17 protein-coding genes and 1 pseudogene are annotated in these 24,170 nt (G+C 68.2%); 12 read left to right on the top strand and 6 right to left on the bottom strand.

Going from position 1 to position 24,170, the window contains the following annotated elements:
- Positions 1–129 precede the first annotated feature (129 nt).
- The 7 genes and pseudogenes from ACM14_RS21630 (at position 130) to ACM14_RS21600 (ending at position 10,848) form a co-directional block, all read left to right on the top strand.
- The gene (locus tag ACM14_RS21630; RefSeq protein WP_034397292.1) at positions 130–768 is read left to right on the top strand and encodes a TetR/AcrR family transcriptional regulator; all 639 of its coding nucleotides are present in this window, start codon (positions 130–132) and stop codon (positions 766–768) included.
- Positions 769–989: 221 nt separating this feature from the next.
- The gene (locus ACM14_RS21625; protein ID WP_065347286.1) at positions 990–2,045 is read left to right on the top strand and encodes a helix-turn-helix domain-containing protein; all 1,056 of its coding nucleotides are present in this window, start codon (positions 990–992) and stop codon (positions 2,043–2,045) included.
- Positions 2,046–2,148: 103 nt separating this feature from the next.
- A complete protein-coding gene (locus ACM14_RS21620; protein WP_217491965.1) occupies positions 2,149–4,260 on the top strand; it encodes an IPT/TIG domain-containing protein in 2,112 nt (703 codons plus the stop codon).
- Positions 4,261–4,363: 103 nt separating this feature from the next.
- A complete protein-coding gene (locus tag ACM14_RS21615) occupies positions 4,364–4,879 on the top strand; it encodes a sigma-70 family RNA polymerase sigma factor (protein ID WP_012207690.1) in 516 nt (171 codons plus the stop codon).
- Positions 4,876–5,934: a FecR domain-containing protein gene (locus ACM14_RS21610; RefSeq protein ID WP_065347284.1), complete on the top strand. Its 1,059-nt coding sequence runs from the start codon at positions 4,876–4,878 to the stop codon at positions 5,932–5,934. The genes ACM14_RS21615 and ACM14_RS21610 overlap by 4 nt, the downstream gene beginning before the upstream one ends.
- 142 nt (positions 5,935–6,076) lie before the next feature.
- Positions 6,077–8,560: pseudogene (locus tag ACM14_RS21605) on the top strand (TonB-dependent siderophore receptor).
- A gap of 170 nt (positions 8,561–8,730) precedes the next feature.
- On the top strand, positions 8,731–10,848 hold the full coding sequence (locus ACM14_RS21600) for a TonB-dependent siderophore receptor (protein ID WP_065347283.1): 2,118 nt from the start codon (positions 8,731–8,733) through the stop codon (positions 10,846–10,848).
- A 90-nt stretch (positions 10,849–10,938) separates the two neighbouring features.
- Here ACM14_RS21600 and ACM14_RS21595 read toward each other — a convergent pair whose 3' ends face one another.
- The 3 genes from ACM14_RS21595 to glmS all read right to left on the bottom strand — a co-directional run bounded on the left by ACM14_RS21595 (position 10,939) and on the right by glmS (position 14,666).
- Entirely contained in the window at positions 10,939–11,985 is a 1,047-nt protein-coding gene (locus ACM14_RS21595; protein ID WP_065347282.1) for a hypothetical protein, read from the bottom strand.
- 345 nt (positions 11,986–12,330) lie between these two features.
- Entirely contained in the window at positions 12,331–12,489 is a 159-nt protein-coding gene (locus ACM14_RS32120) for a hypothetical protein (protein ID WP_016448437.1), read from the bottom strand.
- Between the two features lie 257 nt (positions 12,490–12,746).
- Complete coding sequence (gene glmS / locus ACM14_RS21585; RefSeq protein WP_065347280.1) at positions 12,747–14,666, bottom strand: glutamine--fructose-6-phosphate transaminase (isomerizing); 1,920 nt, start codon at positions 14,664–14,666, stop codon at positions 12,747–12,749.
- Positions 14,667–14,803: 137 nt separating this feature from the next.
- Between glmS and ACM14_RS21580 the strand changes: the two genes are divergently transcribed.
- Positions 14,804–15,319: an Lrp/AsnC family transcriptional regulator gene (locus ACM14_RS21580; protein WP_065347279.1), complete on the top strand. Its 516-nt coding sequence runs from the start codon at positions 14,804–14,806 to the stop codon at positions 15,317–15,319.
- A gap of 217 nt (positions 15,320–15,536) precedes the next feature.
- A complete protein-coding gene (locus ACM14_RS21575) occupies positions 15,537–16,691 on the top strand; it encodes a sensor domain-containing diguanylate cyclase (protein WP_065347278.1) in 1,155 nt (384 codons plus the stop codon).
- Positions 16,692–16,716: 25 nt separating this feature from the next.
- On the opposite strand, the gene ACM14_RS21570 is transcribed toward ACM14_RS21575, so the two are convergent.
- Together ACM14_RS21570 and glmU are read right to left on the bottom strand one after the other, a co-directional pair.
- On the bottom strand, positions 16,717–17,577 hold the full coding sequence (locus ACM14_RS21570; protein ID WP_012207699.1) for an ATP-binding protein: 861 nt from the start codon (positions 17,575–17,577) through the stop codon (positions 16,717–16,719).
- Between the two features lie 94 nt (positions 17,578–17,671).
- Positions 17,672–19,102: a bifunctional UDP-N-acetylglucosamine diphosphorylase/glucosamine-1-phosphate N-acetyltransferase GlmU gene (glmU, locus tag ACM14_RS21565; protein ID WP_065347277.1), complete on the bottom strand. Its 1,431-nt coding sequence runs from the start codon at positions 19,100–19,102 to the stop codon at positions 17,672–17,674.
- Between the two features lie 104 nt (positions 19,103–19,206).
- Between glmU and ACM14_RS21560 the strand changes: the two genes are divergently transcribed.
- Positions 19,207–20,181: a LysR substrate-binding domain-containing protein gene (locus tag ACM14_RS21560; protein WP_012207701.1), complete on the top strand. Its 975-nt coding sequence runs from the start codon at positions 19,207–19,209 to the stop codon at positions 20,179–20,181.
- A 154-nt stretch (positions 20,182–20,335) separates the two neighbouring features.
- On the opposite strand, the gene tyrS is transcribed toward ACM14_RS21560, so the two are convergent.
- Positions 20,336–21,568, bottom strand: coding sequence for a tyrosine--tRNA ligase (tyrS, locus tag ACM14_RS21555; protein ID WP_012207702.1), 1,233 nt, complete (start codon positions 21,566–21,568; stop codon positions 20,336–20,338).
- Positions 21,569–21,735: 167 nt separating this feature from the next.
- Between tyrS and ACM14_RS21550 the strand changes: the two genes are divergently transcribed.
- Positions 21,736–23,130: a peptidoglycan DD-metalloendopeptidase family protein gene (locus tag ACM14_RS21550; protein ID WP_012207703.1), complete on the top strand. Its 1,395-nt coding sequence runs from the start codon at positions 21,736–21,738 to the stop codon at positions 23,128–23,130.
- Positions 23,131–23,235: 105 nt separating this feature from the next.
- Positions 23,236–24,170: anhydro-N-acetylmuramic acid kinase (locus ACM14_RS21545; protein WP_065347276.1), on the top strand; the 935-nt coding region annotated here is incomplete at its 3' end.

The raw sequence follows: 24,170 nt of genomic DNA, 5'->3' as shown, positions 1-24,170 counted from the left end.
TCTTGGTTGAACAGCCCGACTAGACCACAAAGACCAAATCGTGAACTGATGAGTTCAAACTATAAACCAAACATACCCGCTTTGCACTATTTGGTATCAGATATGACCTGCGAGGTCTAAAATATCGCTATGACTAGCCGCTCCTCCATCAAAGAACAGATACAGCGCGTGCGCGAGCAGGCCATCGTGGCGGCCGTCAACCGGTTGCTGGCCACCAAGGGCTACGACGCCATGACGGTGGACGAGGTCGCGGCCGAGGCCGGCATGGCCAAGGCCAGCCTGTACAAGCTGTTCACCTCCAAGGAAGAACTGGCGGGCGCCGCCATGGTGGGCGTGCTGGACCGCGCCCTGGCCTTTGTGGACGGCCTGCGCGACACGGCGGCCCAGGCCGCCGAGGCCGGCACGCCGGTGCGCCCGCTGGACCAGCTCAAGGCCGTGACGTGCTGGGCCATGCAGACCCAGCTGGAAGGCGAAATGCCCTCCCTGCCGGCGCAGAACTCCAACCTCAGCGCCTCCCTGCAATCCAACGATGCCTACATGGACCGGCTGATCGCCCTGAGCAACCGCCTGAGCATCTGGATCACCGAGGCCCAGACCAGCGGCCAGCTGCAGCCCGCGCTGCCGGCCGAGCTGGTGCTCTACACGCTGTTCGCGCGGGCCTGCGATCCGGTGGTGGCCCTGCTCAAGGAATCGGGCCAGTACACGCACGCGCAAATCATCGACTGGGTGACGAGCACCACGTTCGACGGGCTGGCGGCGGCGGATTGACCTAGGCCGCGCAGCGACAGCTGCGATGCGTCGACCCGGCTCCAGCATGGCCGGCAGCCGGTCCCCGCGGGCTCCCTGTTGCGCATCGTGCCGCCTTCGCGACTCCTGCGAAACACAGCCGGGGGCGCCTGTATAGTTGCGGCCTGGCGACCACGGCAACACCCCGCGCCGTGCGGGATTGTCCTGCCAGGTCCTGTCTTTTACTGCGCTGATACCTCGCAATGCAGCCCCCGGCCACAGCCCTGCCCAGCACGACGTTCGCCACCGACCAATTGGCGCAGGCAGACCGCTTCGAGGCGTGGCGCAGCAGCATCTCCGTGCTTTTCGACGTGGCGCCGCTGGAGCACGGCGCGTCGCCAGGGCGCTTCCATGCCTCGGTGCATGCGGTCCACCTGGGCCAATTGCTGCTGGGCGACCTGCGCTTCGGCGCGCAGCGCTTCTCGCGCGGCCAGGCACGCGCCGCCCACGACGGCCTGGACCACTATCTGGTGCAGTGGTACCGCGCAGGGGGTTTCGTGGGCCAGCATGGCGACGGCAGCGAACTGCGGGTCCGCCCCGGTGACGTGGTCGTCTTCGACATGGCCCGCACCCAGCACACCGTGGCCCAGGACTCCCATGTACTCTCGCTGATCGTTCCCCGCAGGCTGGGCGAGGCTGCCTGCGGGTCCCCGGGCCCCCACGGCACCGTGCTGGCCGCCGACAGCCTGTTCGGCGGCCTGCTGGCAGACCACCTGGGCGCACTGCACCGGCGCCTGCCCTCCATCGGCCCGGCGCAGGCCGATGACGTGGTGCACGCCACCCTGCAAATGCTGGCCGCCTGCCTGCGCCCCAGCCAGCGCACCCTGGCCGAAGCCCGCGCCGAGGTGCATGCCGCCACGCTGGAGCGCATCCAGCGCCATATCGCGCGGAACCTGGGCACGCCGCTCTCGCCCGAGGCACTGTGCCGCTGCTTCGGCATTTCGCGCCACCGGCTCTACCACCTCTTCGAGCCCCTGGGCGGCGTGATGCGCTATGTGCAGCAGCGCCGTCTGCAGCGGGCCTTCCACACGCTGTCCAATCCCGCCTACCGGCGCCTGCGCATTGCCGAGGTGGCCGCACGCCTGGGCTTTGCCAGCGAGGCGCACTTCAGCCGCGCCTTCCGCGCCGCGTTCGGCCACACGCCCAGCGATGTGCGGGCCATGGCCGAGGCGGCGCACGCGGCGCGCATGTCACCCTCCGCCGCCAGCACGGCGGCATCGGTGGAATACGCAGACTGGCTTCTCGGGCTCATGGCCTGAGAGCCGGATGCTGGGTCAAGCGGCGGACCAACGCACGGTCAAGCCTTCGGGCCACCCCTCCCGCAAGATAGCCGCAGGCAGCCGCGCCCGGTTTGCAGCCTGCATGGCGGCCGCGCCCGGCCGTCCCCAATCCACCCGACATCCAACAGCCAAGAACACCATGCCAGAAAAAAACAGAAGGCATCTTTCCATCCATGCGCTGCGTTGGCTGCCCATCTCATGGGTACTGCTTGCCATCCTTCTATCGGCGTCCGGTGCCCATGCGGCCACGATCAGGACACTGCTGTCCACTCTCGATGCGGCCACAGGCAATGTCTGGGCGAACGGCAGCTATCCCAGATACCAGGAATTCAGGACGGGTGAAACCAATGTCATCATCTCCGATGTATCCGTTCGCATTTTTGAAGTATTTGGCGGCGGATTCCCGCGACTGAAACTTTGCGACAGCGCCTCTGCCAACTGCCAACAGCTCGATTACCAGGAAACCATCGGCGATACCTACAGGTTCACAGGTGCCTACCCTGCGTATGCCAACACATCTGTGCGCATCATCTTCGACTGCAATTGCAGTGGCAGCGCCGGATACGGCATCTATCTCGGACCCAAGGTCATTCCCGGGGCATCCTCCGGCGCCTTTGGCTATCTATTCGCGGTCAAAGTGGATGCCATTGCCATGCCGACCGTCAACCAGATTCTTCCCTCTGCCGGCCCGGCCACAGGAAGCACGCCGGTCAGGCTCGATGGCACAGGATTTCTGGACGCCACCGGCGTCCAGTTCGGCGATACGGACGCGCTTCACTTCCAGGTGGATAGCGACACGCAGATCACGGCGACATCACCTGCGCATTCACCGGGTGCCGTGGGCATCAAACTCATGACCGCCGCCAATGGCGCATCCACCAGCGGCAGCTTCACCTATGTGGCAGCCCCTGCCATCACGGCCATCAGCCCCGTGGCCGGCCCCACCGCCGGGGGCAGCCCGGTGACCCTGATCGGCACGGGATTCGCTGCAGCACCGGCCACGGGAGCCGTGCGGTTCGGCGCCGCCGCTGCCGCCTACACGGTGCTCAGCGACACGCAAATCACCGCCATGGCGCCCGCGGGCGCCGCCGGCACCGTCGATGTCACCGTGGCCACCATCGGCGGCACCTCCGCCGCCAGCGCCGGGGACCGTTTCACCTATGCCGAGGCACCGACCGTCGCCTCGCTGGCCCCGGCGACGGGCCCGAGCGCGGGAGGCACACAGGTCACCCTCACCGGAACCCACCTGAGCGCCGCCAGCACGGTGAAATTCGGCCATCAATACGCCAGCGGCGTTTCGGTGCTCAGCGATACGCAGCTCACCGCGATTTCACCCCCAGGCAGCGGGACCGTCGATCTGACGGTGACCAGTCCCGGCGGCACTTCTTCGGTCACGGGCTCGGCCCGGTTCAGCTATGCGGGCGCTCCCGCCATCACGGGCCTGTCCACGCAACGCGGTCCAGCCTCGGGAGGCAGCTCGGTGATCCTGTCCGGCAGCGACTTCACGGGAGCGACCGCGGTCCGGTTTGGCGCAGTCCAAGCCACGGGCTTCACGGTGGACAGCGCCACCCGGATCACGGCCACCGCCCCCGCGGGTTCCCCGGGCACCGTGGCGGTTTCGGTAACGACCCCCGAGGGCACCAGCCCCGCAAGCGCGACGGCACAGTTCAGCTACCAGGCGGACTCGGCCTCATTGCAGCTTGCCGCAGGGACCGTGGCGATGCACCTGTCCGGCGCGGACTGCGGCTTCGATGGCATGCCGACGAATGCGGCAGCGCCGTCCAGCGGCGCCCCCCCGGGCTTCGGCTTTCCGTATGGCCAGATCGCCTTCAAGGCCACCGGCTGCACGAACGGCGGAACACTCCGCGTGGCGCTCACGCTGCCCAGGCAAGTGCCCCCGGGCGCCGTGCTCTACAAGCTGGTGGACGGGCAATGGCTGCCATGGGATGCGAGCGTGAACGGCGCGAACATCGGGTTTGCGGTCACCGACAACGATGGCAGCTCCACCGCACGTGTCACCGGGGACAACGATCCCGCGCCCGGCAGCATCGACGATCCGATCATGATTGCCGTGCCCGCGGCCTCCGCCACGCCGGCCACCGTGCCGGCCACCGGACCTGGTTCACTGGCACTGCTGTCCCTGGCCATTGCAGGCCTGGTGGCAGGCGGCCTTCGACATCGCAAAAGGGGATAGCCCCCGGCGCCCCGGCATTGCACACGCCAGCGGATAGAATGAGAACCAATCGCATTGAGTCATTGATGCCAAGGGGATCCTCCTTGCGATGGTGGGGGTCAGCATGTCATCCGGCGAATTCGCGCTGCACAACGAGGTCCAGTCGCTCTATCGTGACCATCACCGATGGCTGCGCGATTGGCTGCGCAGAAAACTGGGCTGTTCCCACCATGCCGCCGACCTGGCCCACGACACCTTCGTGCGCCTGCTCGGCCGCAAGGAGCGGGCGGACCCGGTGGACCCCCGCGCCTACCTGACCACCATCGCCCACGGCCTGGTGGTGGACTTTCACCGGCGCCGGGCGCTGGAGCGGGCCTATCTGGAATCGCTGGCCGCCCTGCCCGAGCCGCAGGCGCCCTCGCCCGAGGCACGCGCCATCGTGCTGGAGGCCCTGGTGGCCATCGACGCCATGCTCGACGGCATGAAGCCCGCCGTGCGCCAGGCCTTCATCCTCTCCCAACTCGAAGGCCTGACCTATGCGCAGATCGCCGCGCGGCTGCAGGTGACCGTGCGCACCGTCAACAACTACATGCTCAAGGCGCTGGAGCACTGCTACCTCATCGTGGCAGACGGCGCATGACGGCCTTGCCCTCGAACAGCGACAGCGCCCTGGACGCGGCTGCACATTCGCCCACCCCCACCACCCCAGCCCAGGCACAGGCCCGCATCCGCCAGGAAGCGATTGCCTGGTACGCGCGCCTGTGCTCCGGCGATGCCACCGACGCCGACCATGCCGCCTGGCAGCGCTGGCATGAGGCCCACCCCGAGCACCAGCGCGCATGGCGGCATTTCGACGCCCTGCAGTCCATGCTGCAGCGCGTGCCCGGCCACCTGGCCGCCTCCACGCTGCAGGCCAGCCGGCGCAGCCGCCGCCGGGTGCTGCGCGGCATCGGCGCACTGGTGGGCAGCGGGGCCGTGGCGGGCCTGTCATGGCAGCTGGCCGGCGGGCAGGGCGGCGTGCGCTCCTGGCGGGCCGACTACCGCACCGGCACGGGCGAGCGCCGCACCGTCACGCTGGCCGACGGGTCCGAGCTGACGCTGAACACCCGGACCTCGGTGGATGTGTCCATGGACCCCACGCGCCGGCTGCTGGTGCTGCGCGAGGGCGAGATCCTGGTGCAGACCGCCCATTCCCTGGCCGGGCCCGGCGCGGGCGCCAAGGATGGCCGCCCGTTCATGGTGCACACGCCGCAGGGCCGCATCCTGGCGCTGGGCACGCGCTTCACCGTGCGCAGCCAGGGGGGCGCGGGCGGTGACACCGTGGTGAGCGTGCTGCAGGACGCCGTGGAAATCCAGCCTCTGCAGGACGCCAGCCGCAGCCTGCGGCTGCAGGCCGGCCAGCAGGCCAGCTTCAGCCGCAACGGCATGCTTCCCGCCCAGGCCGCCGACCCGGCCCTGGTCAGCTGGCTGGGCGGCAGCCTCATCGTGGACGGCTGGCGGCTGGACGACGTGGTGCGCGAACTCGCACGCTACCGGCCCGGCCGCCTGGCCTGCGACCCGGCCGTGGCCGGCCTGCGCGTGTCCGGCGTGTTTCCGCTGGCCGACACGGACAAGGCGCTGGCCGTCATCACCCGCGCCTTCCCGGTGCGCGCGGCCGGCCTGTCGCGCTACTGGCTGACCCTGGTGCCCGTCTAGGGCCAGCCCAGGGCGAGCCAGGGTCAGCCAGTTCCCCATGCCGCACAAAAAACTTCGCGGCCCATTTTCATCTTTTGCGATCTCGTTCGGCTCCCTTCATGAAAGCCCTTGTCTCACCGCTGTTCATGGCCAGGAAACCCGAATGCAAACGCCCTTCACACCGACACCCGCCCGCGCGGCGCTGACCTGCCTGCTGGCTGCGACGGTGGCATGTGCGGCCCCCGGCCATGCGGCCGAGCCCCTGGCGCAGACCCGCCAGGCCGCCAGGGCCTATGAGATCGGGGCCGGCCCGCTGGCCTCGGTGCTGGGGCAGTTTGCGGCGGCCGCAGGCGTGGCCCTGTCCTATGACCCGGCCAGCACGCGCCAGCGGCAGTCGGGCGGCCTGCGCGGCAGCTATACCGTGGGCGCGGGCTTTGCGGCCATCCTGGCGGGCTCCGGGCTGGAGGCGGTGGAAGGCGGCGCGGGTGAATTCATCGTGCGCAAGGCGGCCATGCCCGCCACGGCCGGCGCTGCAGCGGCCGAAGCCACCGAGCTGCCCGCCGTGCGCGTCGTGGCCCGGGCGGCCCCTGCCCCGGTCGATGCCGGCGAGCGCTACCAGCCCACGCCCGATGCCTCCAGCCTGCGCACCACGGCGCCCGTGCTGGAGATCCCGCAGGTGGTCAACGTGGTGCCGGCCCAGGTGATCCGCGACCAGCGCCCGCGCAACCTGGACGAGGCGCTGGCCAATGTCAGCGGCGTCACCCAGGGCAACACCCTGGCCAGCACGCAGGACACCATCATGAAGCGCGGCTTCGGCACCAACCGCGACGGCTCCGTCATGCACAACGGCATGCCCCTGGTACAGGGGCGCGGCATGAACGCCGCCGCCGAGAGCGTGGAAGTGATCAAGGGCCCGTCCTCGCTGCTGTACGGCCTCATGGACCCGGGCGGCGTGATCAACGTGGTCAGCAAGAAGCCGCAGCTGCGCCAGCGCACGGCGCTGTCGCTGCAGGGTTCGGGCTACGCGGGCGGGCGCAACGGCACGGGTGCCACGCTGGACACCACCGGCCCCATCGGTGAGCACGGTCTGGCCTACCGCCTGGTCGTCGACCATGTGGACGAGGACTACTGGCGCAACTTCGGCCAGCACCGCGAGACGCTGGTGGCGCCGTCGCTGGCCTGGTATGGCGACGACACGCAGGCCGTGCTCTGGTACGAATACCGCAAGTACCTGACGCCCTTCGATCGCGGCACGGCGCTGGACCCGGTCACCCGGCGCCCGCTGGACCTTCCGCCCACGCGCCGCCTGGACGAGCCCTTCAACCAGATGACGGGCGAGACCCACCTGGCCCAGCTCTCCGTGGACCACCGCCTGGGCAGCGGCTGGGCCGCCCACCTGAACCTGAGCTACAACCGCGAGATCTACGACGCCAACCAGCTGCGCGTGAACGGCGTGAACACCGCGCGCGGCACCCTGCAGCGCAGCAACGACGCCACGCACGGCGCACTCAGCACCGACAGCTATGGCTCGGCCTATGTGGACGGCAGCGTGCAGCTGGCCGGCCTGCGCCATGACCTGCAGTTCGGCGCCGATGCCGAGTACCGGCTGATCTACCGCTCCGACCTGCTGCGCCAGGCCGTCACCTCCACCTTCAGCTACACCAACCCCGTCTATGGGCTGGAGCAGCCCTCGGCCACCGTCTCGGCCAGCGACAGCGACCAGAGGGACCAGCTGCACAACCAGTCGCTGTTTCTGCAGGACGCCATTCACCTGGGCGACCGCTGGGTGCTGACCACCGGCCTGCGCTACCAGACCTGGCGCCAGACCGCCGGCCGGGGCCGCCCGTTCAAGGCCAACACCCAGGCCGACGGCACGGCCTGGCTGCCGCGCGCCGGCCTGGTCTATCGACTGGCCGGCGGCCTGTCGCTCTACGGCAACTACTCGCAGTCGCTCAGGCCCACCTCCACCATCGCGCCGCTGGCCAGCGGCACCGTGATCGACTCGGGCGTGGCGCCCGAGGAGGCCCGGTCCTGGGAAGCCGGCGCCAAGCTGGACCTGCCAGGGCAGCTCACCGGCACGCTGGCGCTGTTCGACATCCGCAAGAAGAACGTGCTGGTCTCGCAGTTCAACGACGCCACCAAGCTGACCGACTGGCGCACCTCGGGCGCGGCGCGATCGCGCGGGCTGGAGGTGGATGTGGCCGGCGAGCTGGGCCGCCACTGGAGCGCCATCGCGGCCTTTGCCTATGTGGATGCCAAGACCACGCAGGACCCGCTCTACCAGGGCAACCAGCTGTGGAACGTGGCGCGGCAGACGGCCTCGCTGTCGGCCGTGTACGACTTTGGCCAGGTCCTGGGCGATGTGCTGGGCGATGTGCTGGGCGAGGGCCGGCTGCGCGTGGGCGGCGGCCTGCAGTACGTGGGCAGGCGGCCCGGCGACTCGGCCAACTCCTTCTGGCTGCCGGGCTACACCGTGGCCCATGCCTTTGCCACGTATGACACGCGGATCAACGGCTAAAGGACACGCTTTCAGCTCAACGTGAAGAACCTGTTCGACCGCACCTACTACCCGTCGAGCGCCAACACCTACTTCATCTCGATGGGCGACGCGCGCCAGGTGCTGCTGCGCGCCACGGTCGAGTTCTGAGCGGGCGCCAGCCCCGCCCCCGGCCTTTCCTTTTTCTGTGTCTGTCCCGGCCCGCAGCCGCATGCGATGCCGCGCATCACGCATCACCTCCATGAACTTATCTCCGCCGCTTATCGCCTCGCCGAACGCCCCGCCAAACGCTTTTTTCCTCTATTGACTGGCCATTGCGCATGCCTTCCTCCTTCCACACCCTCCCCACCATTGCCGGCATGCCCCGTTCCTGCCTGTGCCTTGCCCTGGCTGCCATCCCCGTGATGGCCTTCTCCCAGGCTGCCGACGCACCGTCCACGCAACTGGAAACCGTGCAGATCCAGGCCGAGAAGCAGCAGAACAACGAAGACAACTTCGTCGCCCGCAAAACCACGGGCGTGCTGCGCTCCGATGCGCCGCTGTTCGAGACCGCGCAGTCCATCAGCGTGGTGACCCAGCGCCAGATCGAGGAAAAACAGGTCAGGTCCGTGGCCGAGGCGCTGGAGAGCGTGGCCGGCGTGGCGTCCGGCTCGTACGGCCGGCGCGGCTGGGATGACTTCATCATCCGCGGCCAGATCTCCAGCGCGCAAACCTATGTGGACGGCCTGCGGGCGCAGACCTCCACCAATGTGCTGCGCTCCGAGGACATCTTCGGCATCGGCTCCATCGAAGTGGTCAAAGGCCCCACCTCGGTGGGCTTCGGCCTGGCCCTGCCGGGCGGCCTGGTCAACCTGACCACCAAGCGCCCGCAGGCCGAGTCGTTCTCGCGCGCCGGCATCAGCGTGGGCAGCTATGGATTGAAGGAAGCCAATTTCGACCTGAACTACTCGCCCGACGCAAGCCGCAAGGGCGCCTTCCGCATCGTGGGCCGCGCATCCGACCAGAACGATCCCACGGACTACGTCTACTTCAAGAACCAGTACCTGGCGGGCTCGTACAACTTCGACCTGGACGGCAGGAACGAGCTGTCCGTCATCGCCAGCTACCAGCACCGCAACTACATCCGCAACCAGGGCATTCCGCAGAACTACGAGAAGTACGGGCGCAATGTCTTCATCGGCGAACCCGACCGCAGCTACGAGGTGGACTCCTACCGCCTGGGAGCCAACTACGCGCACTACTTCGACAACGAATGGGTGTTCCGCCAGAACTTCGCGCTCACCAAGGGCAGCAGCCTGAGCAACTCGGTCTTTGCGGCGGCCAATGCCAGGTTTCCCCTGGTGGCGCGCCAGATCAACTACCAGGACAAGCAGGACGTCAACATCGCCCTGGACAACTACCTGCAGCGCAACTTCCGATTCGACCGCGTGAACTACGAGCTGACCGCCGGCATCGACATGATGCGAGAGCGCAGCGACTACTACCAGCGCGTGGACAACATCAACCCCTTCAACGCCGACAACCCGGTCTATGGCGTCACGTCCATCAAGGAGGGCAAGCCCTCGCACAACCTGACCTACAGCCAGTACGTGGGCCTGTACCTGCGCAACACCATCAAGATCGACGAGAAATGGATCGTCGGCCTGAACGGCCGCCATGACTGGACGCGCGTGGAAATCCAGGACAGGCTGGCCGGCGGCTCCGTCAGCAACAGCAACACCGCCTTCACGGGCAGCGCCTCGCTGATGTACCAGGCCAGCGAGTTCCTGGCACCCTACGTCAGCTACTCCACCTCCTTCATGCCCGTGACGGATGCCGGCATCAACGGCACGCTGCTCAATCCCGAAGAGGGCAAGCAGACCGAACTGGGCGTGAAATTCCAGGCCCTGGACCGGCGCGTGCAAGGCTATCTGGCGGTGTATGACCTGCGGCGCAAGAACGTCACCGAGAACGACGCCACCCTGGGCTACGCCGTCCAGACCGGCGAGCAGACCACCAAGGGTTTCGAAGCGGAAGTCGCAGCCTCGCTGACGCGGCAATGGAATGTCTCGGCCGCCTACAGCTACATCCCCTCGGCCCGGACCTCCCAAAGCCTGACGGCCAGCGAAATCGGCAAGCGCATCAACCATGTGCCCAAGAACGCGGGCTCCGTCTTCACGCAGTACTACTTCAACCCCGACCGCCTGGGCTGGAACATGGGCGCAGGCCTGCGCATGCAGGGCGCCCGCACGGCGCAGCGCGGCACGGCCTTCGTCAACCTGGCCAAGTACACCCTGCTCGACCTGAACCTGGGCTATGAAGCGAAGTCATGGGGCCTGAGCCTGGCCATCAAGAACCTGCTGGACAAGGACTACGTCCAGGGCACCACACCGAACGCGCAGCTGCTGAGCTTCGGCAGCCCGCGCACGCTGATGGTGAGTGCCAGGTTCAAGTACTGAGGCTGACTGGCTCCTTCAAGCATGCGAGCCTTTCAGCCAAGGTGCGCAACCCGGCACCGCCGATAGGCGGGCGCCGGCTGCGCCCCGGCTTCATGGCCCCTTGCGCAGCGAGATCGGCGTGCCCCAGACCGGGTCGGCCGCGCCCTGGCGGCCCAGCGTGGTGACCTGCATGGGCACCAGGCGTGCCATCAGCTTTTCCTGCTCGGCGTTGAGATTGGCGCGCGTGGCCAGATAGTTGCGCGTGAACTCCATGGGCGGCGGCAGTGTGTGAACGGTGAAGTCTTCCAGCGGGCATTCCACCTTCTCGGCCGCCACCTTGCGGCAGCCTGCCTGGCGGAACTGGTAGCTGGGCGTCTTCAGGTGCGAACGCTGGCTCAGCACCAGTTGGCCGCCCTCCAGCGTGAAGCTGGCCAGCGCCTGCCTGGGCGGCACGCGCACCTGGACCTTGAGTGCGGGAATGTCGCGCGAATCCGTGTCCTGGTAGTAGCCCGCCGCCATGCCCGGCGTGCTGTCGGTGACCATGCGCTCGCCCCAGGCCACGCAATTGCCCGAGGCGCGGTGCACCGTGGTGCAGTACTTCTCGATCCGGCTTTGCGAGTGCGTCGTGCCCTCCTTCCAGTTCATCTCGGTATAGAACTGGCGATAGGTTTCCGGCGACAACGTGGCCGTTCCAAGGGTGCCGCGGCCTGCGCCGGTGGCCCCGGCCTTGGCGCCCAGCTGGCCAAGCTGGGCATTGAGCCGGTAGTCGTCACCCCCCGTCATCAGGTACTTGCCCGGCGGCAGCACATGGACCTCGAAGGCCTTGAACAGATAGGTGGTCTTGGGGTCGCGCTGCAGCGCGTTGTTCTGGAACTTGCGGCCAAACACGATCTCCGGCTTGTCCTCATGGGTCCAGACCACGTTGGGAGTCCACTTCGACATGCCATCGGCGTCGGCCAGCGACTTGTGCGGCGTCAGGTCAGCCACCAGCACCACGGCCATGTTGGCCTTCAAGGCTTCGCTGATCACCCACAGCGTCTTCGCCTGCTCCGCCTCCTCCTTCTCGAGCTGTCCGCTGGAAGGCGGCGCGGCACACCCTGACAATCCCAGGGCGAGCACCAGGGTCGGCAAAACGAAACAGGGGCGCTGCAGTGTCATCGTTGAAATCCTTCGGGGTTGATGCTGGAAAGGCGTCATTTTGCGGGGAGATCTCCGGCGACGCCGGCCAGGGGCAGGCCCTCGACACGGAAAAGCCGCCCGAAGGCGGCCGGTTCCAGGGAGCGCTGCACCAGCGCTGGCTGCGATCAATCAGCGTTGCTGTGGCTGGCGCAAAGACTGCCCTTGTTGGCGGACGTTCGCCTTGCACTGCATCTGGCTGTAGTTCCTGTCCGTGATGGGTTGTCCCATCTGCATGGGAAAATGGACCGGATGCAGCGGGCCTCTCGTGGGAAGAAGCTGTTTCATGGTTCCATCCTCACGTCAAACGGAACGCCGCCCAGCCCGTCAGCGGGGCTGATTGGGCTGCTGCTGGCCTGGCTGGTTCTGGCCAGGTTGCTTGTGCTGGGGGTTGTCCTGCTGCTGCTGTCCCGGGTTTTGCTGGTTCGGGTTCTGCTGCTGCGGGTTGTTTTGCTGCTGCTGTTGCTGGTCGTTTTGCTGAGCCATGGGTATCTCCTTCACATGGTGGTCAAAGAGGCGCGTCAAACGAAGCGCCCGACTGCAGCGCAGATATGCACTGCGCTGGTAACCAGTGTGGGACCAGACATGCGGCTCAGCCGTAGGACCGGCCAGAGCGTGCGCAGCCCCATGTTGCGATACCGCAGGTAGGCCAGCCGCCGGGTGTCCGACGGACATTTCGCACAGGGGCAACGAAGGACCAGGGCAGGTCACGACCTGCGCCCTGCTGCCCCCGGCCCTCTGCCTCACTCCACCGTCACGCTCTTGGCCAGGTTGCGCGGCTTGTCCACGTCGGTGCCGCGTGCGCAGGCCGTGTGGTAGGCCAGCAGCTGCAGCGGGACCACGTGCAGGATGGGGCTCAGGGCGCCGTAGTTCTCGGGCATGCGGATGACGTGCATGCCTTCACTGCTTTCGATGTTGGTCTTGGCATCGGCCAGCACGTAGAGCACGCCGCCGCGCGCGCGCACTTCCTGCATGTTGCTCTTGAGCTTTTCCAGCAGCTCGTCGTTGGGCGCGACCGTGACCACGGGCATGGCGCTGTCCACCAGGGCCAGCGGGCCGTGCTTGAGCTCGCCCGCCGGATAGGCCTCGGCGTGGATGTAGCTGATTTCCTTGAGCTTGAGCGCGCCTTCCAGCGCAATCGGGTAGTGGATGCCACGGCCCAGGAAGAGCGCGTTCTCCCGCTTGGCGAAGTCCTCGGACCAGCTGATGACCTGGGGCTCCAGCGCCAGCACCGATTGCAGGGCCACGGGCAGGTGGCGCATGGCGGCCAGGTACTGCTGCTCCTTTTCCTCGCTCAGGCGCCCTTGCGACTGCGCCAGGGCCAGGGTCAGCAGGAACAGGCCGGCCAGCTGGGTGGTGAAGGCCTTGGTGGAGGCCACGCCGATCTCCACGCCGGCGCGCGTGATGTAGGCCAGCTCGCATTCGCGCACCATGGCGCTGGTGGCCACGTTGCAGACGGTCAGCGTGTGCTTCATGCCCAGGCTCTGCGCATGGCGCAGCGCGGCCAGGGTGTCGGCGGTCTCGCCCGACTGGCTGATGGTGACGACCAGGGTCTTGGGATGGGGAACGCTGGTGCGGTAGCGGTACTCGCTGGCCACTTCCACGCTGCAGGGCAGGCCGGCCAGCGCTTCGATCCAGTACTTGGCCGTGCAGCCGCTGTAGTAGCTGGTGCCGCAGGCCAGGATGAGCACGCGGTCGATTTCCTTGAACACGCGCCAGGCCGAGGCGCCGGACTTGCCGTCCGAGCCCGCGCCGTCGAACAGCTCGGGCACGATGGCCTGCACGCCTTCCAGCGTGTCGGCAATGGCGCGCGGCTGCTCGAAGATTTCCTTTTGCATGTAGTGGCGGTAGGGGCCCAGCTCGGCCGCGCCGCTGTGGGCGTGCACGGTGCGCACGGGGCGCTGCTCGGGCGCCAGGCGCTCGCCGCCCTTGCCCACCAGCCAGTAGCGGCCGGGCTGCAGGTCCACGATGTCGCCCTCTTCCAGGTAGACGATCTGGTCGGTCACGCCGGCCAGGGCCATGGCGTCGCTGGCCAGGAAGTGTTCGGCGCCGTCCTGGCCCACGCCCAGGATCAGCGGCGAGCCGGCGCGCGAGCCGACCACGCGCTGCGGTTCGTCCTTGTGCATGACGGCGATGGCGAAGGCACCATGCAGCCGCTGCGTGGCGGCCTGCACGGCCTCGAACAGGTCGCCGCCGTAGAGGCTGTCCACCAGGTGGGCGATGACCTCGGTATCGGTCTGGCTGGCGAAGACATAGCCCTTGGACTGCAGCTCGGCGCGCAGGGCTTCGTAGTTTTCGATGATGCCGTTGTGCACCAGTGCCACGCGGGCCGGCTGGTCGGTGTCGGCCACGGGCGAGACGCCGGGGCCGTGGCTGAAATGCGGATGGGCGTTGCGCACGGCCGGCTCGCCATGCGTGGCCCAGCGGGTATGGGCAATGCCGGTGTGGCCGATGACCTTGTCCTGCTGCACCTGGGCCATGAGTTCGGCCACGCGCGCCGTGGAACGGGCGCGCTGCAGGCCCTGGCTGTGCACGCCCTGGGCGTCCAGCGCCTGCACGGCCACGCCGCAGGAGTCATAGCCGCGATATTCCAGGCGCTGCAGGCCCTGGACGAGGACGGGGACGATATCGCGGAAGGAAACCGCTGCGACGATGCCACACATGGACAAGCTCCTTGTTTCGAGATGACGACGGATGCTACGCAGGTTGAAAAGAAATTTCTCGCCAAATTTCTTTGTCTATTGAACTAATATTTCATCAAAACCAGTGCAAGAAATATTATTTCAATTCACAGAATTCAATGACACAAAATTCCATAGAACTGGACGCCACCGATCTGCGGTTGCTGCAATTGCTGCAGGTCGATGCCAGCCGCAGCAACCAGGCCCTGGCCGCGCTGCTGCAGCTGTCGCCGCCCACCTGCCTGCGCCGCGTGCGGCGATTGCAGGAGACCGGGCTGATCGAGCGGCAGGTGGCCATCCTCCAGCCGGAACGCCTGGCCGCCGCCCTGGGCCACGGGCTGCAGGCCATCGTGGAAGTCTCGCTGGACCGCCAGGACAGTGATTCGCTGGACAGCTTCGAGCGCCGCGCCGTGGCGCTGGAGGCCGTGCAGCAGTGCTGGCGCGTGTCGGCCGGGCCTGATTTCATCCTCGTGGTGGCCGCGCCCGACATGCCGGCCTACCTGGAGTTGAGCCGCGCGCTATTCACGGGCGACGCCAACGTGCGCAATGTCAAGAGTTTTTTCAGCGTCAAGCGCGCCAAGTTTTCCACCGCCATGCCGCTGCCGTCCACAAATCCCGGAACGGCCGCCGAATGAGGCCAGGAGCCTTGATTTTGTGAGTATTTGTGCTCATCAGGAAGCTACGCTGCATCGGGGCCGCGTAGGACAACAGGCCTGCAATGTGTCCCGAACGCCAACTTTGGGCAACGTTAAACTTTAAGGCGTTGCGCACGCACGGGGACAATGATACAAATTGATGCAACAACACTTTCTGACGCGCTAGGCAATCGGCGCGCACTCGGCTCGCACCGCCATGTCCTTGCGCCAGCGCATCCATCGCCGAACCTACCCCTTGCGCGTCTCCAGCATGGCATTGGGCGGCCTCGTCGTGGGCACGGCCATGACCGAGATGGGCGCCAGCCCGGCGGTCTGGGGCTTTGTGCTGGTGAGCGCCCTGGTCTGGCCGCACATCGCCTTTTTGCACGCCCGCCACAGCCGTGACAGCCACCGCGCCGAACACGCCAATCTGCAGATAGACGCGCTGATCATCGGCAGCTGGATTCCCGTGATGCATTTCTGCGCATTGCCCAGCATTGCGCTGCTGGCCATCAGCATTGCCGACCGCAACCACACGGCCACGCGCGACGGCTGGCTGCAATCGCTGGTGGCCACCTTGCTGGCCGCCGCGCTGGTGGCCCTGCTGCTGCGGCCCGTGCCCGACTGGGAGGCCAGCCTGGCCGTGCAGCTGAGCATGCTGCCCCTGCTCCTGCTGCACAGCGTGTTCTCCAGCTGGTCTACGCGCCAGCTGGTGCGCAAGCTGGCGCGCCAGAACGTGAAGCTGCAGGTGCTCAGCCGCATCGACCCGCTGACCACGCTGTACAGCCGGGACTACTGGTGGCAAAAGGCCCGCGCCGCGCTGCGCGACTACCGGCAGACGCAGGCCTCGGCCTGCCTGCTGATCGTGGACATAGACCACTTCAAGCGCATCAACGACAGCTTTGGCCACACCGTGGGCGACGAGGTGCTGCAGGCCATAGGCCTGACCATCCGGCACTGCCTGCGCTCGCACGACGCGGCGGGCCGCTATGGCGGTGACGAGTTCGCCGTGCTGTGCATGCACACCCAGCTGGACGACGCCTATGCGGTGGCGCTGCGCATACGCAACCAGTTGAGCCAGCTGCGCGTGCGCGAGCATCCCCAGCTGCGCGTAAGCGCCAGCATTGGCGTGGCGGCGGCGGACCCGAGCTTTCTGTCGGTCAAGGACTGGATCAATGCGGCCGACAGCGCGCTCTACAGCGCCAAGGATGCCGGGCGCGACCAGGTGATTCCCGCCGCGCCGCTGATGGCCGGCAGCGCGCCTGCCCGAGCGGGAACAGGCTCGGACACAGACCCCGATACTGGCCCCGACACGGGCCCGGACACCAGGGACTCCCACCCCACGCACCAGCCGGACGACACGCTGATCTGACCGCAGGCGCCAGCGGCAGGCGGTCTCAGAGCCCGCGATCGGCGCGCCGCACTTCGCCGCCGGGCCAGTTCAGGCAAACGCAGCAGCCGCCCGCGGGCGTGGCGCGGATGGTGGCCTCGCCGCCGTGGCGGCGCATGACGCCGCGCACCAGGGCCAGGCCCGTGCCCAGGCCGGGGAACTCGGATTCGCGGTGCATGCGCTGGAAGATGCCGAACAGCGCTCCCGCACGCGAGGGATCGAACCCCACGCCGTTGTCCGTCACGCTGAGCGTGATGCCGCCGTCGGCATGGCGCTCCACATCGATGGCAATGCGCGGCTGGTCCACGGGCCGGGTGAACTTGACGGCGTTATCCAGCAGCGCCTCCAGCACCTGGCGCAGCAGGGCCGCGTCGGCACGCACGGCGGGACTTTGCTGCGGCAGGCTCCATTGCAGCCGTGCCGCCGCGCCGCAGGCCGCCCAGCGCGGCTGCGCCAGCACGGCCGTGCGCGCCTGCTCCAGCAGCTCCTGCAAGGCGACGGGCTGCCACTGCATGGGCGTGCGCGCGGCGCGCGACAGGGCCAGCAGGCCGTCGAGCATGCCGCCCATGCGGCGCGCCGACTGGTCCATGGTCTGCAGGAAGCCGCGCGCCTCCTGCAGCTCCTGCGGCGAAGGCGCGGCCTGCGACAGCAGCTCATCGACCAGGGGGCCGAAGGACAGCACATGGCGCAGCGGCGCGCGCAGGTCGTGCGACACCGCATGCAGCCATTCCTGCTGCGCGGCGCGCAGGGCCTGCAGTTCCTGCTCCCGCTGGGCCAGGCGCTCCAGCGCATCCTGCAACGTGCGGGGAGGGCCCTGCAGGTCGGCGGCGGGGTCGGGGGGCGGATGGGGTGCGAAAGGTTCCGTCATGGCATGGACAGGGTCAGGAGATTCGGCAAATCGGCGTACCCCGTACGGGACCCGCCGGCGATGCGGGCCCTCGAGCCCACGTGTCTCGGAAGTCTCAGGACTTGGGCAGTTTGACTGGGCGCTTCCAGCTGGTGATGCTCACCTGCCTGCCCCGCGATACCGTGAGCACGCCGGGCTCGGTGCTCTTGGTGACCGTGGAGCCGCCGCCCACCGTGCCGCCCGCGCCAATGGTGACGGGCGCCACCAGCACGCAGTTGCTGCCGATGTGCACGTCGGCCTCGATCACCGTGCGGTGCTTGTTCACGCCGTCGTAGTTGGCCGTGATGGAGCCGGCGCCGTAGTTGACGCGCTCGCCCACCGTGGCATCGCCCAGGTAGGCCAGGTGGTTGGCCTTGGCACCATCGGCCAGCACGGAGTTCTTGACCTCGACGAAGTTGCCGATGTGCACTTCGCGGCCCAGTTGCGCTCCGGGGCGCAGGCGCGCAAACGGGCCCACCAGGGCGCCCTCGCCCACGCTGACGCCGGCCTTCTCGCCATCGACATGCGTGTACGGATGGAGGACGGCGCCCGCCGCAATCGTGGCGTTGGCAATGCTGCAATAGGCGCCGATGCGCGCACCTTCGCCAATCTCCACATGGCCACTGAAGATGCAGCCCACGTCGATCTCCACATCCTGCCCGCAGGCCAGGCGTGCGGCGCGGCCCGTGCGCGGGTCGTCGCGCAGGTCAAAGCGCGCGGGGTCGGCCAGGCGCACGCCCTGCTCCATCAGCGTGCGGGCCTGGGCGCCCTGGTGGGCGCGCTCCAGCTCGGCCAGTTGCAGCGGGCTGTTGACGCCCGCCACCTGCACCGGGTCGGCAATGCAGTGCGCGACCACGGGCACGCCGTCGGCCACGGCCATGGCGACCACGTCGGTCAGGTAGTACTCGCCCTGGGCGTTGTCATTGGTCAGGCGGGCCAGCCAGCCGGCCAGGTGGCGGGCCGGCACGGCCATGATGCCGCTGTAGATTTCCTGGATGGCGCGCTGGGCGTCATTGGCATCCTTTTGCTCGACGATGCGCTGCACCGTGCCGTCTTCGCCGCGCACGATGCGGCCATATCCCGTGGGATCGGGCAGGCGCACGGTCAGCAGCGCCAGCCGCTGGCCATCGGCCGCATCGACCAGGGCGCGCAGCGTGTCGGCCTGCGTCAGCGGCACATCGCCCGAGAGCACGATGACCATGCCGTCGCCCGCCAGCGCGGGTACGGCCTGCTGCACCGCGTGGCCCGTGCCCAGCTGCGGCTCCTGGCGCACGAACTTCAGCGCCATGGAGCCGCCCTGGCAGGCCGCCGCCATGGCGGGCTCCACCTGGTCCGCGCCGTGGCCCGTGACCACCACGGCCGAGCGCGCGTCCAGCTGCGCCGCCGTGGACAGCACATGGCCCAGCAACGGGCGCCCCGCCAGGCGCTGCAGGACTTTGGGAAGGCGGCTTTTCATGCGCGTGCCCTTGCCCGCGGCCATGATGACGAGATCCAGAGGTGCTGTCATAGGTGATTCATCCAAAACGCCAGAACCTGTGCCGGCAACGCCGCCGATTATCTGCCCGCCAAGGGCTGCGGCCGGTCACACGATTGACGTATGCTGGCGGCGCCATGCCCCATGCCACCACTGCACCCGTTCCCCTGCTGCGCACACGCGCCATCGGAGCCGGCCATCTGCGTGCCTTCCTGGCCGTGGCCCGGCACCTGAATTTCCGCGCGGCCGCCGACGAGCTGTCGCTGACGCAGTCGGCCGTGAGCCGCCAGATCCAGTCGCTGGAGGATGAAGTCGGCGTGCCGCTGTTCCTGCGCCACACGCGCGCCGTGGAGCTGACCGGGGCCGGCGCCCAGCTGCTGCGCTCGGTGGCGCCCGCGCTGGAGCAGATCGACGCCTCGGTGCGCCAGATCCGCCAGACCGTGGGCCGCAAGAGCGTGGCCATCACCACCTGGGCCAGCTTTGCCGCCATGTGGCTGATCCCGCGCCTGGAGTCCTTCCAGCGCGCCTGGCCCGATATCGACATCCGCATCGACACCAGCGACACCGTGATGGACCTGGACACCACCGACGTGGACCTGGCCCTGCGCTACGGCCGTGCGGGCGACGGCTGGCCCCAGGCGCAGCGCCTGTTCGGCGAGCAATTGGCCGTGGTGGCCAGCCCGCGCCTGCTGGCCGGCGGCCCGCCGCTCAGGACGCCGGCCGATGCCGCGCGCTACACGCTGATCGAGACCGGCGACGCCCACCGCATGCCCCAGCTGGAATGGCTGGGCTGGCAGCGCTGGTTCGGCGTGCAGGGCTGCGACCAGCTGCAGCCGCCGCGCTGGCTGTACTTCAACTACGCCCACCAGATCGTGCAGGCCGCACTGGCCGGACAGGGCCTGGCGATTGCGCGGCTGCCGTTGGTGGCCGATGCGCTGGCGGCTGGCGACCTGGTCGAGGTGCTGCCCGCGCACCGGCTGGAATCGCCGCTGGCCTACTGGCTGATCGTGGGCCCGCGCAGCGCCGCACGCCCCGAGGTGGCCGCCTTCTGCCGGTGGCTGCAGGAGCAGGCCGAGGTCACGCGCGAAACCGTCGAATCGCCCCCGGCTTGAAAAATGCCCCCTCACGCGCCCCTTGCTGTGCAAGGTTCGCTGCCCCCCGAGGGGCCGTTTTCACCTTGGGGCGGCCCGGCGATGAAAAAAAAGGACGCGGGCATGCCGGCGTCCTTCATTCCTGCGCAGCCGGGCGCATGGCCCGGCGCGGTCATCAGCCCAGCGTCACGCGCGCAAACTTGCGCTTGCCCACCTGCACCACATAGGTGCCGGCTTCGAGCTTGAGGCCCCGGTCGCTGATGGCCGTGCCGTCCACGCGCACGCCGCCGCCGTCGATCAGGCGGTTGGCCTCGCTGGTCGAAGGCGCCAGGTTGGCCTGCTTGAGCAGGGCACCGATGCCCAGGGGCGCGCCCGACAGGCTGACCTCGTCGATCTGGTCGGGAATGCCGCCCTTGCTGCGGTTGTTGAAATCCTGCTCGGCCGCATCGGCCAGCGCCGCGCTGTGAAAGCGCGCCGTGATTTCCTTGGCCAGCAGCACCTTGGCGTCCTTGGGATTGCGCCCGCCTTCCACCTCGGCCTTGAGCGCGGCGATCTCGGCCAGGCTCTTGAACGACAGCAGGGTGTACCAGTTCCACATCAGCGTGTCCGAGATGCTCAGCACCTTGGCGAACATGGTGTTGGCGTCCTCGGTGATGCCGATGTAGTTGTTCTTGGACTTGGACATCTTGTGCTCGCCGTCCAGGCCCACCAGCAGCGGCATGGTGAGCACGCACTGCGTGTCCTGCCCGTATTCCTGCTGCAGATGGCGGCCCATGAGCAGGTTGAACTTCTGGTCCGTGCCGCCCATCTCCAGGTCGGCGCGCAGCGCCACCGAGTCATAGCCCTGCAGCAGCGGGTAGAGGAACTCGTGCAGGCTGATGGAGCTGCCGTCGGTGAAGCGCTGGTGGAAGTCGTTGCGCTCCATCATGCGGGCCACCGTGTACTTGGCCGACAGCTCGATCATGCCGCGCGCGCCCAGCTTGTCGCACCACTCGCTGTTGTAGCGCACCTCGGTGCGGGCGGGGTCCAGCACCTTGGCGGCCTGGGTGTAGTAGGTCTCGGCGTTGACCTTGATCTGCTCGGCCGTCAGCGGCGGGCGCGTGCTGTTGCGGCCCGAAGGATCGCCGATCAGGGTGGTGAAGTCGCCGATCAGGAAGATCACCTGGTGGCCCAGGTCCTGCAGCTGGCGCATCTTGTTGAGCACCACGGTGTGGCCCAGATGGATGTCGGGCGCCGTCGGGTCCAGGCCCAGCTTGATGCGCAGCGGCACGCCGGTGGCCTCGGAACGGGCCAGCTTTTGCACCCAGTCCGCCTGGGGCAGCAGCTCATCCACGCCGCGCAGGGTGGTTTCAAGCGCTTGGCTTACACCGTCGGTGACCGGGTATGTTGTAACAGCAGATTGATTCATAAGGGTTTTTCGCCAGGCCGCGTAGGACTGCGTCGGTATACTCCGGGGATTTTCCCGCTGCGGCGAATTCTAGACTCCCGCCTATCCGCACCGCAGAGCGCGGACTTGTTGCCCGTCTGGAGAGCGTATCCCGCCGCTGCGATGCTGTCCGGCCCCCGCAGGGCCGGATGCGCGCAACCCAAGGATCTGATGTTGTGAAATATGGCTTGAACCATGCCAGCGGTGCTCTTGTTGCGCGGCTGACCTCCGTGATCCAGCAACACCCCAAGCGTGTCACCGCAGCACTGGCAGCCATCTTGCTCACGGGCGGCGGCGGTGCCTTCGCCGTGGCCAACCTGGGACCCGATCCTGCCGACCTGCCGGTGCGCATGCTCTCCACGCCCGTGGAATCGCTGGCCGAAGGCCAGACCCTGGCCGAGCTGACCGACAGCGTGCAGGGCATGTCCCTGTACCGTTCCGAATACACGCGCGGCAGCGACACGGCCGAAACCCTGCTCCAGCGCCTGGGCGTGGCCGATCCGGCCGCCGCCGCCTTCATGCGCGGCAACGACCAGGTTCGCCAGCATGTGCTGGGCCGCGCCGGCCGCCTGGTGACGGCCGAGACCACGCCTGACCACCAGCTGTCGCAGCTGACCGTGCGCTGGGCGCCCGACGAGGACGGCAGCTTCCGCCGCCTCGTGGTCGAGCGCAAGAACAATGAACTGAGCACCCGCATCGAGACGGGCAAGCTGACGGCCTCGCCCCGCCTGGCCGGCGGCATCATCCGCAGCTCGCTGTTCGCCGCCACCGACGCGGCCTCCATCCCCGACGCCGTGGCCATGCAGATGGCCGACATCTTCCAGGGCGACGTGGACTTCCGCCGCAGCCTGCGCAAGGGCGACCGCTTCTCCGTGGTCTATGAATCGCTGGAAGCCGATGGCGAGCCGCTGCGCGCAGGCCGCGTGCTCAGCGCCGAATTCCACAACAACGGCAAGGTCGTGCAGGCGCTGTGGTTCCAGGACGAGGGCAAGGCCAAGGGCGACTACTACACCATGGACGGCAAGAGCCGCCGCCAGGCCTACCTGACCTCGCCCGTGGAGTTCTCGCGCATCAGCAGCGGCTTTGCCATGCGCATGCACCCCATCCACAAGACCTGGCGCGCCCACCTGGGCACGGACTTCGCCGCTGCCACGGGCACCAAGGTGCGTACCGTGGGCGACGGCACCGTCTCCTTCGCGGGTGTGCAGAACGGCTACGGCAACGTGATCTTCGTGGACCACGCCAACAACCACACCACGGTCTACGCCCACCTGAGCCACATCGGCGTCACGCGCGGCCAGCGCGTGGAACAGGGCGACATCATCGGCAACGTGGGCTCCACGGGCTGGGCCACCGGCCCGCACCTGCACTTCGAGTTCCGCGTCAACGGCGAGCACCGCGATCCCATGACCATCGTCCAGGCCACCGATGCCGCCCGCCCCGTCTCCAAGGCCGGCCGCGCCGCCTTCGACAAGATGGCCGCGCAGATGCGCATCGAGCTGCAGGCATCGAACGAAGCACTGGCCCTGGCCAGCGAACGCTGAGCCACCGCGCTCCCATCCCGCAAAGGCTGCCCTGGCAGCCTTTGTTGTTTCAGGCGCATCCTTTTGTGATCGCGGGCCCCAGGCCGCAGGGCTACCATTGCCGGCATGAACCAGCCCACCCCCTCCCCCATCGCCCACCGCTACTGCATAGGCCTGATGTCCGGCACCTCGCTCGACGGGGTGGACGGCGTGCTTGTGGACTTTGCCGAAGGCACGCAGGTGCTGTGGCATGCCAGCCGGGGGTTCGACGCCGCGCTGCGCGCCGAGCTGCTGGCGCTGAACACCCCCGATGGCCGCGACGAGCTCCACCGCGCGGCGCTGGCGGCCAATGCGCTGGCGCGCAGCTATGCCGAGGTGGTGCGGGAACTGCTGCAGGCCACGGGCATGGCGCCCGCGCAGATCGCCGCCATTGGCGCCCACGGCCAGACCGTGCGCCACCGGCCCCAGATGTTCGACGGCACGGGCTACACGCTGCAGCTCAACAGCCCGGCCCTGCTGGCCGAGCTCAGCGGCGTTGCCGTGGTGGCCGACCTGCGCAGCCGCGACGTGGCCGCAGGCGGCCAGGGCGCGCCGCTGGTGCCCGCCTTCCACCAGGGCGTGTTCGGCCGGCCCGGCGAGACGGTGCTGGTGCTCAACATCGGCGGCATTGCCAACCTCAGCGTGCTGGCGGGCGATGGCACGGTGCTGGGCTTCGACTGCGGCCCCGGCAATGCGCTGATGGACGGCTGGTGCCAGACGCACACCGGCCAGCCCTATGACGACGGCGGCCAATGGGCGGCCACGGGCCAGGTGCTGCCCGCCCTGCTCGACCGCCTGCTGGCCGAGCCTTTCCTGCAGCAGCCGCCCCCCAAGAGCACGGGGCGCGACCTGTTCCACGCGGACTGGCTGGCCGGCCATCTTTCCGCCAGTGCAACCAGCGCCGCCGATGCCCGCCCTGCCGACGTGCAGGCCACGCTCACCGAATTCACGGCCCGCGCCTGCGCCGGTGCCGTGCAGCGCTTCGGGCGTGGCGGCGGCGAGCTGCTGGTCTGCGGCGGAGG

Origin of the sequence: Delftia sp. JD2, assembly GCF_001682645.1 — a bacterium.
GTDB lineage: Bacteria > Pseudomonadota > Gammaproteobacteria > Burkholderiales > Burkholderiaceae_C > Comamonas > Comamonas acidovorans.
The sequence above is the reverse complement of the archived record's forward strand: the minus strand, read 5'-3'. Positions and strand labels throughout refer to the sequence as shown.

What these genes read in the sequence shown, in the direction of transcription:
- ACM14_RS21630 (WP_034397292.1), top strand. Translation starts at nt 130, where the DNA reads ATGACTAGCCGCTCCTCCATCAAAGAACAGATACAGCGCGTGCGCGAG.
- ACM14_RS21625 (WP_065347286.1), top strand. Translation starts at nt 990, where the DNA reads ATGCAGCCCCCGGCCACAGCCCTGCCCAGCACGACGTTCGCCACCGAC.
- ACM14_RS21620 (WP_217491965.1), top strand. Translation starts at nt 2,149, where the DNA reads ATGGCGGCCGCGCCCGGCCGTCCCCAATCCACCCGACATCCAACAGCC.
- ACM14_RS21615 (WP_012207690.1), top strand. Translation starts at nt 4,364, where the DNA reads ATGTCATCCGGCGAATTCGCGCTGCACAACGAGGTCCAGTCGCTCTAT.
- ACM14_RS21610 (WP_065347284.1), top strand. Translation starts at nt 4,876, where the DNA reads ATGACGGCCTTGCCCTCGAACAGCGACAGCGCCCTGGACGCGGCTGCA.
- ACM14_RS21600 (WP_065347283.1), top strand. Translation starts at nt 8,731, where the DNA reads ATGCCTTCCTCCTTCCACACCCTCCCCACCATTGCCGGCATGCCCCGT.
- ACM14_RS21595 (WP_065347282.1), bottom strand. Translation starts at nt 11,985, where the DNA reads ATGACACTGCAGCGCCCCTGTTTCGTTTTGCCGACCCTGGTGCTCGCC.
- ACM14_RS32120 (WP_016448437.1), bottom strand. Translation starts at nt 12,489, where the DNA reads ATGGCTCAGCAAAACGACCAGCAACAGCAGCAGCAAAACAACCCGCAG.
- glmS (WP_065347280.1), bottom strand. Translation starts at nt 14,666, where the DNA reads ATGTGTGGCATCGTCGCAGCGGTTTCCTTCCGCGATATCGTCCCCGTC.
- ACM14_RS21580 (WP_065347279.1), top strand. Translation starts at nt 14,804, where the DNA reads ATGACACAAAATTCCATAGAACTGGACGCCACCGATCTGCGGTTGCTG.
- ACM14_RS21575 (WP_065347278.1), top strand. Translation starts at nt 15,537, where the DNA reads ATGTCCTTGCGCCAGCGCATCCATCGCCGAACCTACCCCTTGCGCGTC.
- ACM14_RS21570 (WP_012207699.1), bottom strand. Translation starts at nt 17,577, where the DNA reads ATGACGGAACCTTTCGCACCCCATCCGCCCCCCGACCCCGCCGCCGAC.
- glmU (WP_065347277.1), bottom strand. Translation starts at nt 19,102, where the DNA reads ATGACAGCACCTCTGGATCTCGTCATCATGGCCGCGGGCAAGGGCACG.
- ACM14_RS21560 (WP_012207701.1), top strand. Translation starts at nt 19,207, where the DNA reads ATGCCCCATGCCACCACTGCACCCGTTCCCCTGCTGCGCACACGCGCC.
- tyrS (WP_012207702.1), bottom strand. Translation starts at nt 21,568, where the DNA reads ATGAATCAATCTGCTGTTACAACATACCCGGTCACCGACGGTGTAAGC.
- ACM14_RS21550 (WP_012207703.1), top strand. Translation starts at nt 21,736, where the DNA reads ATGCGCGCAACCCAAGGATCTGATGTTGTGAAATATGGCTTGAACCAT.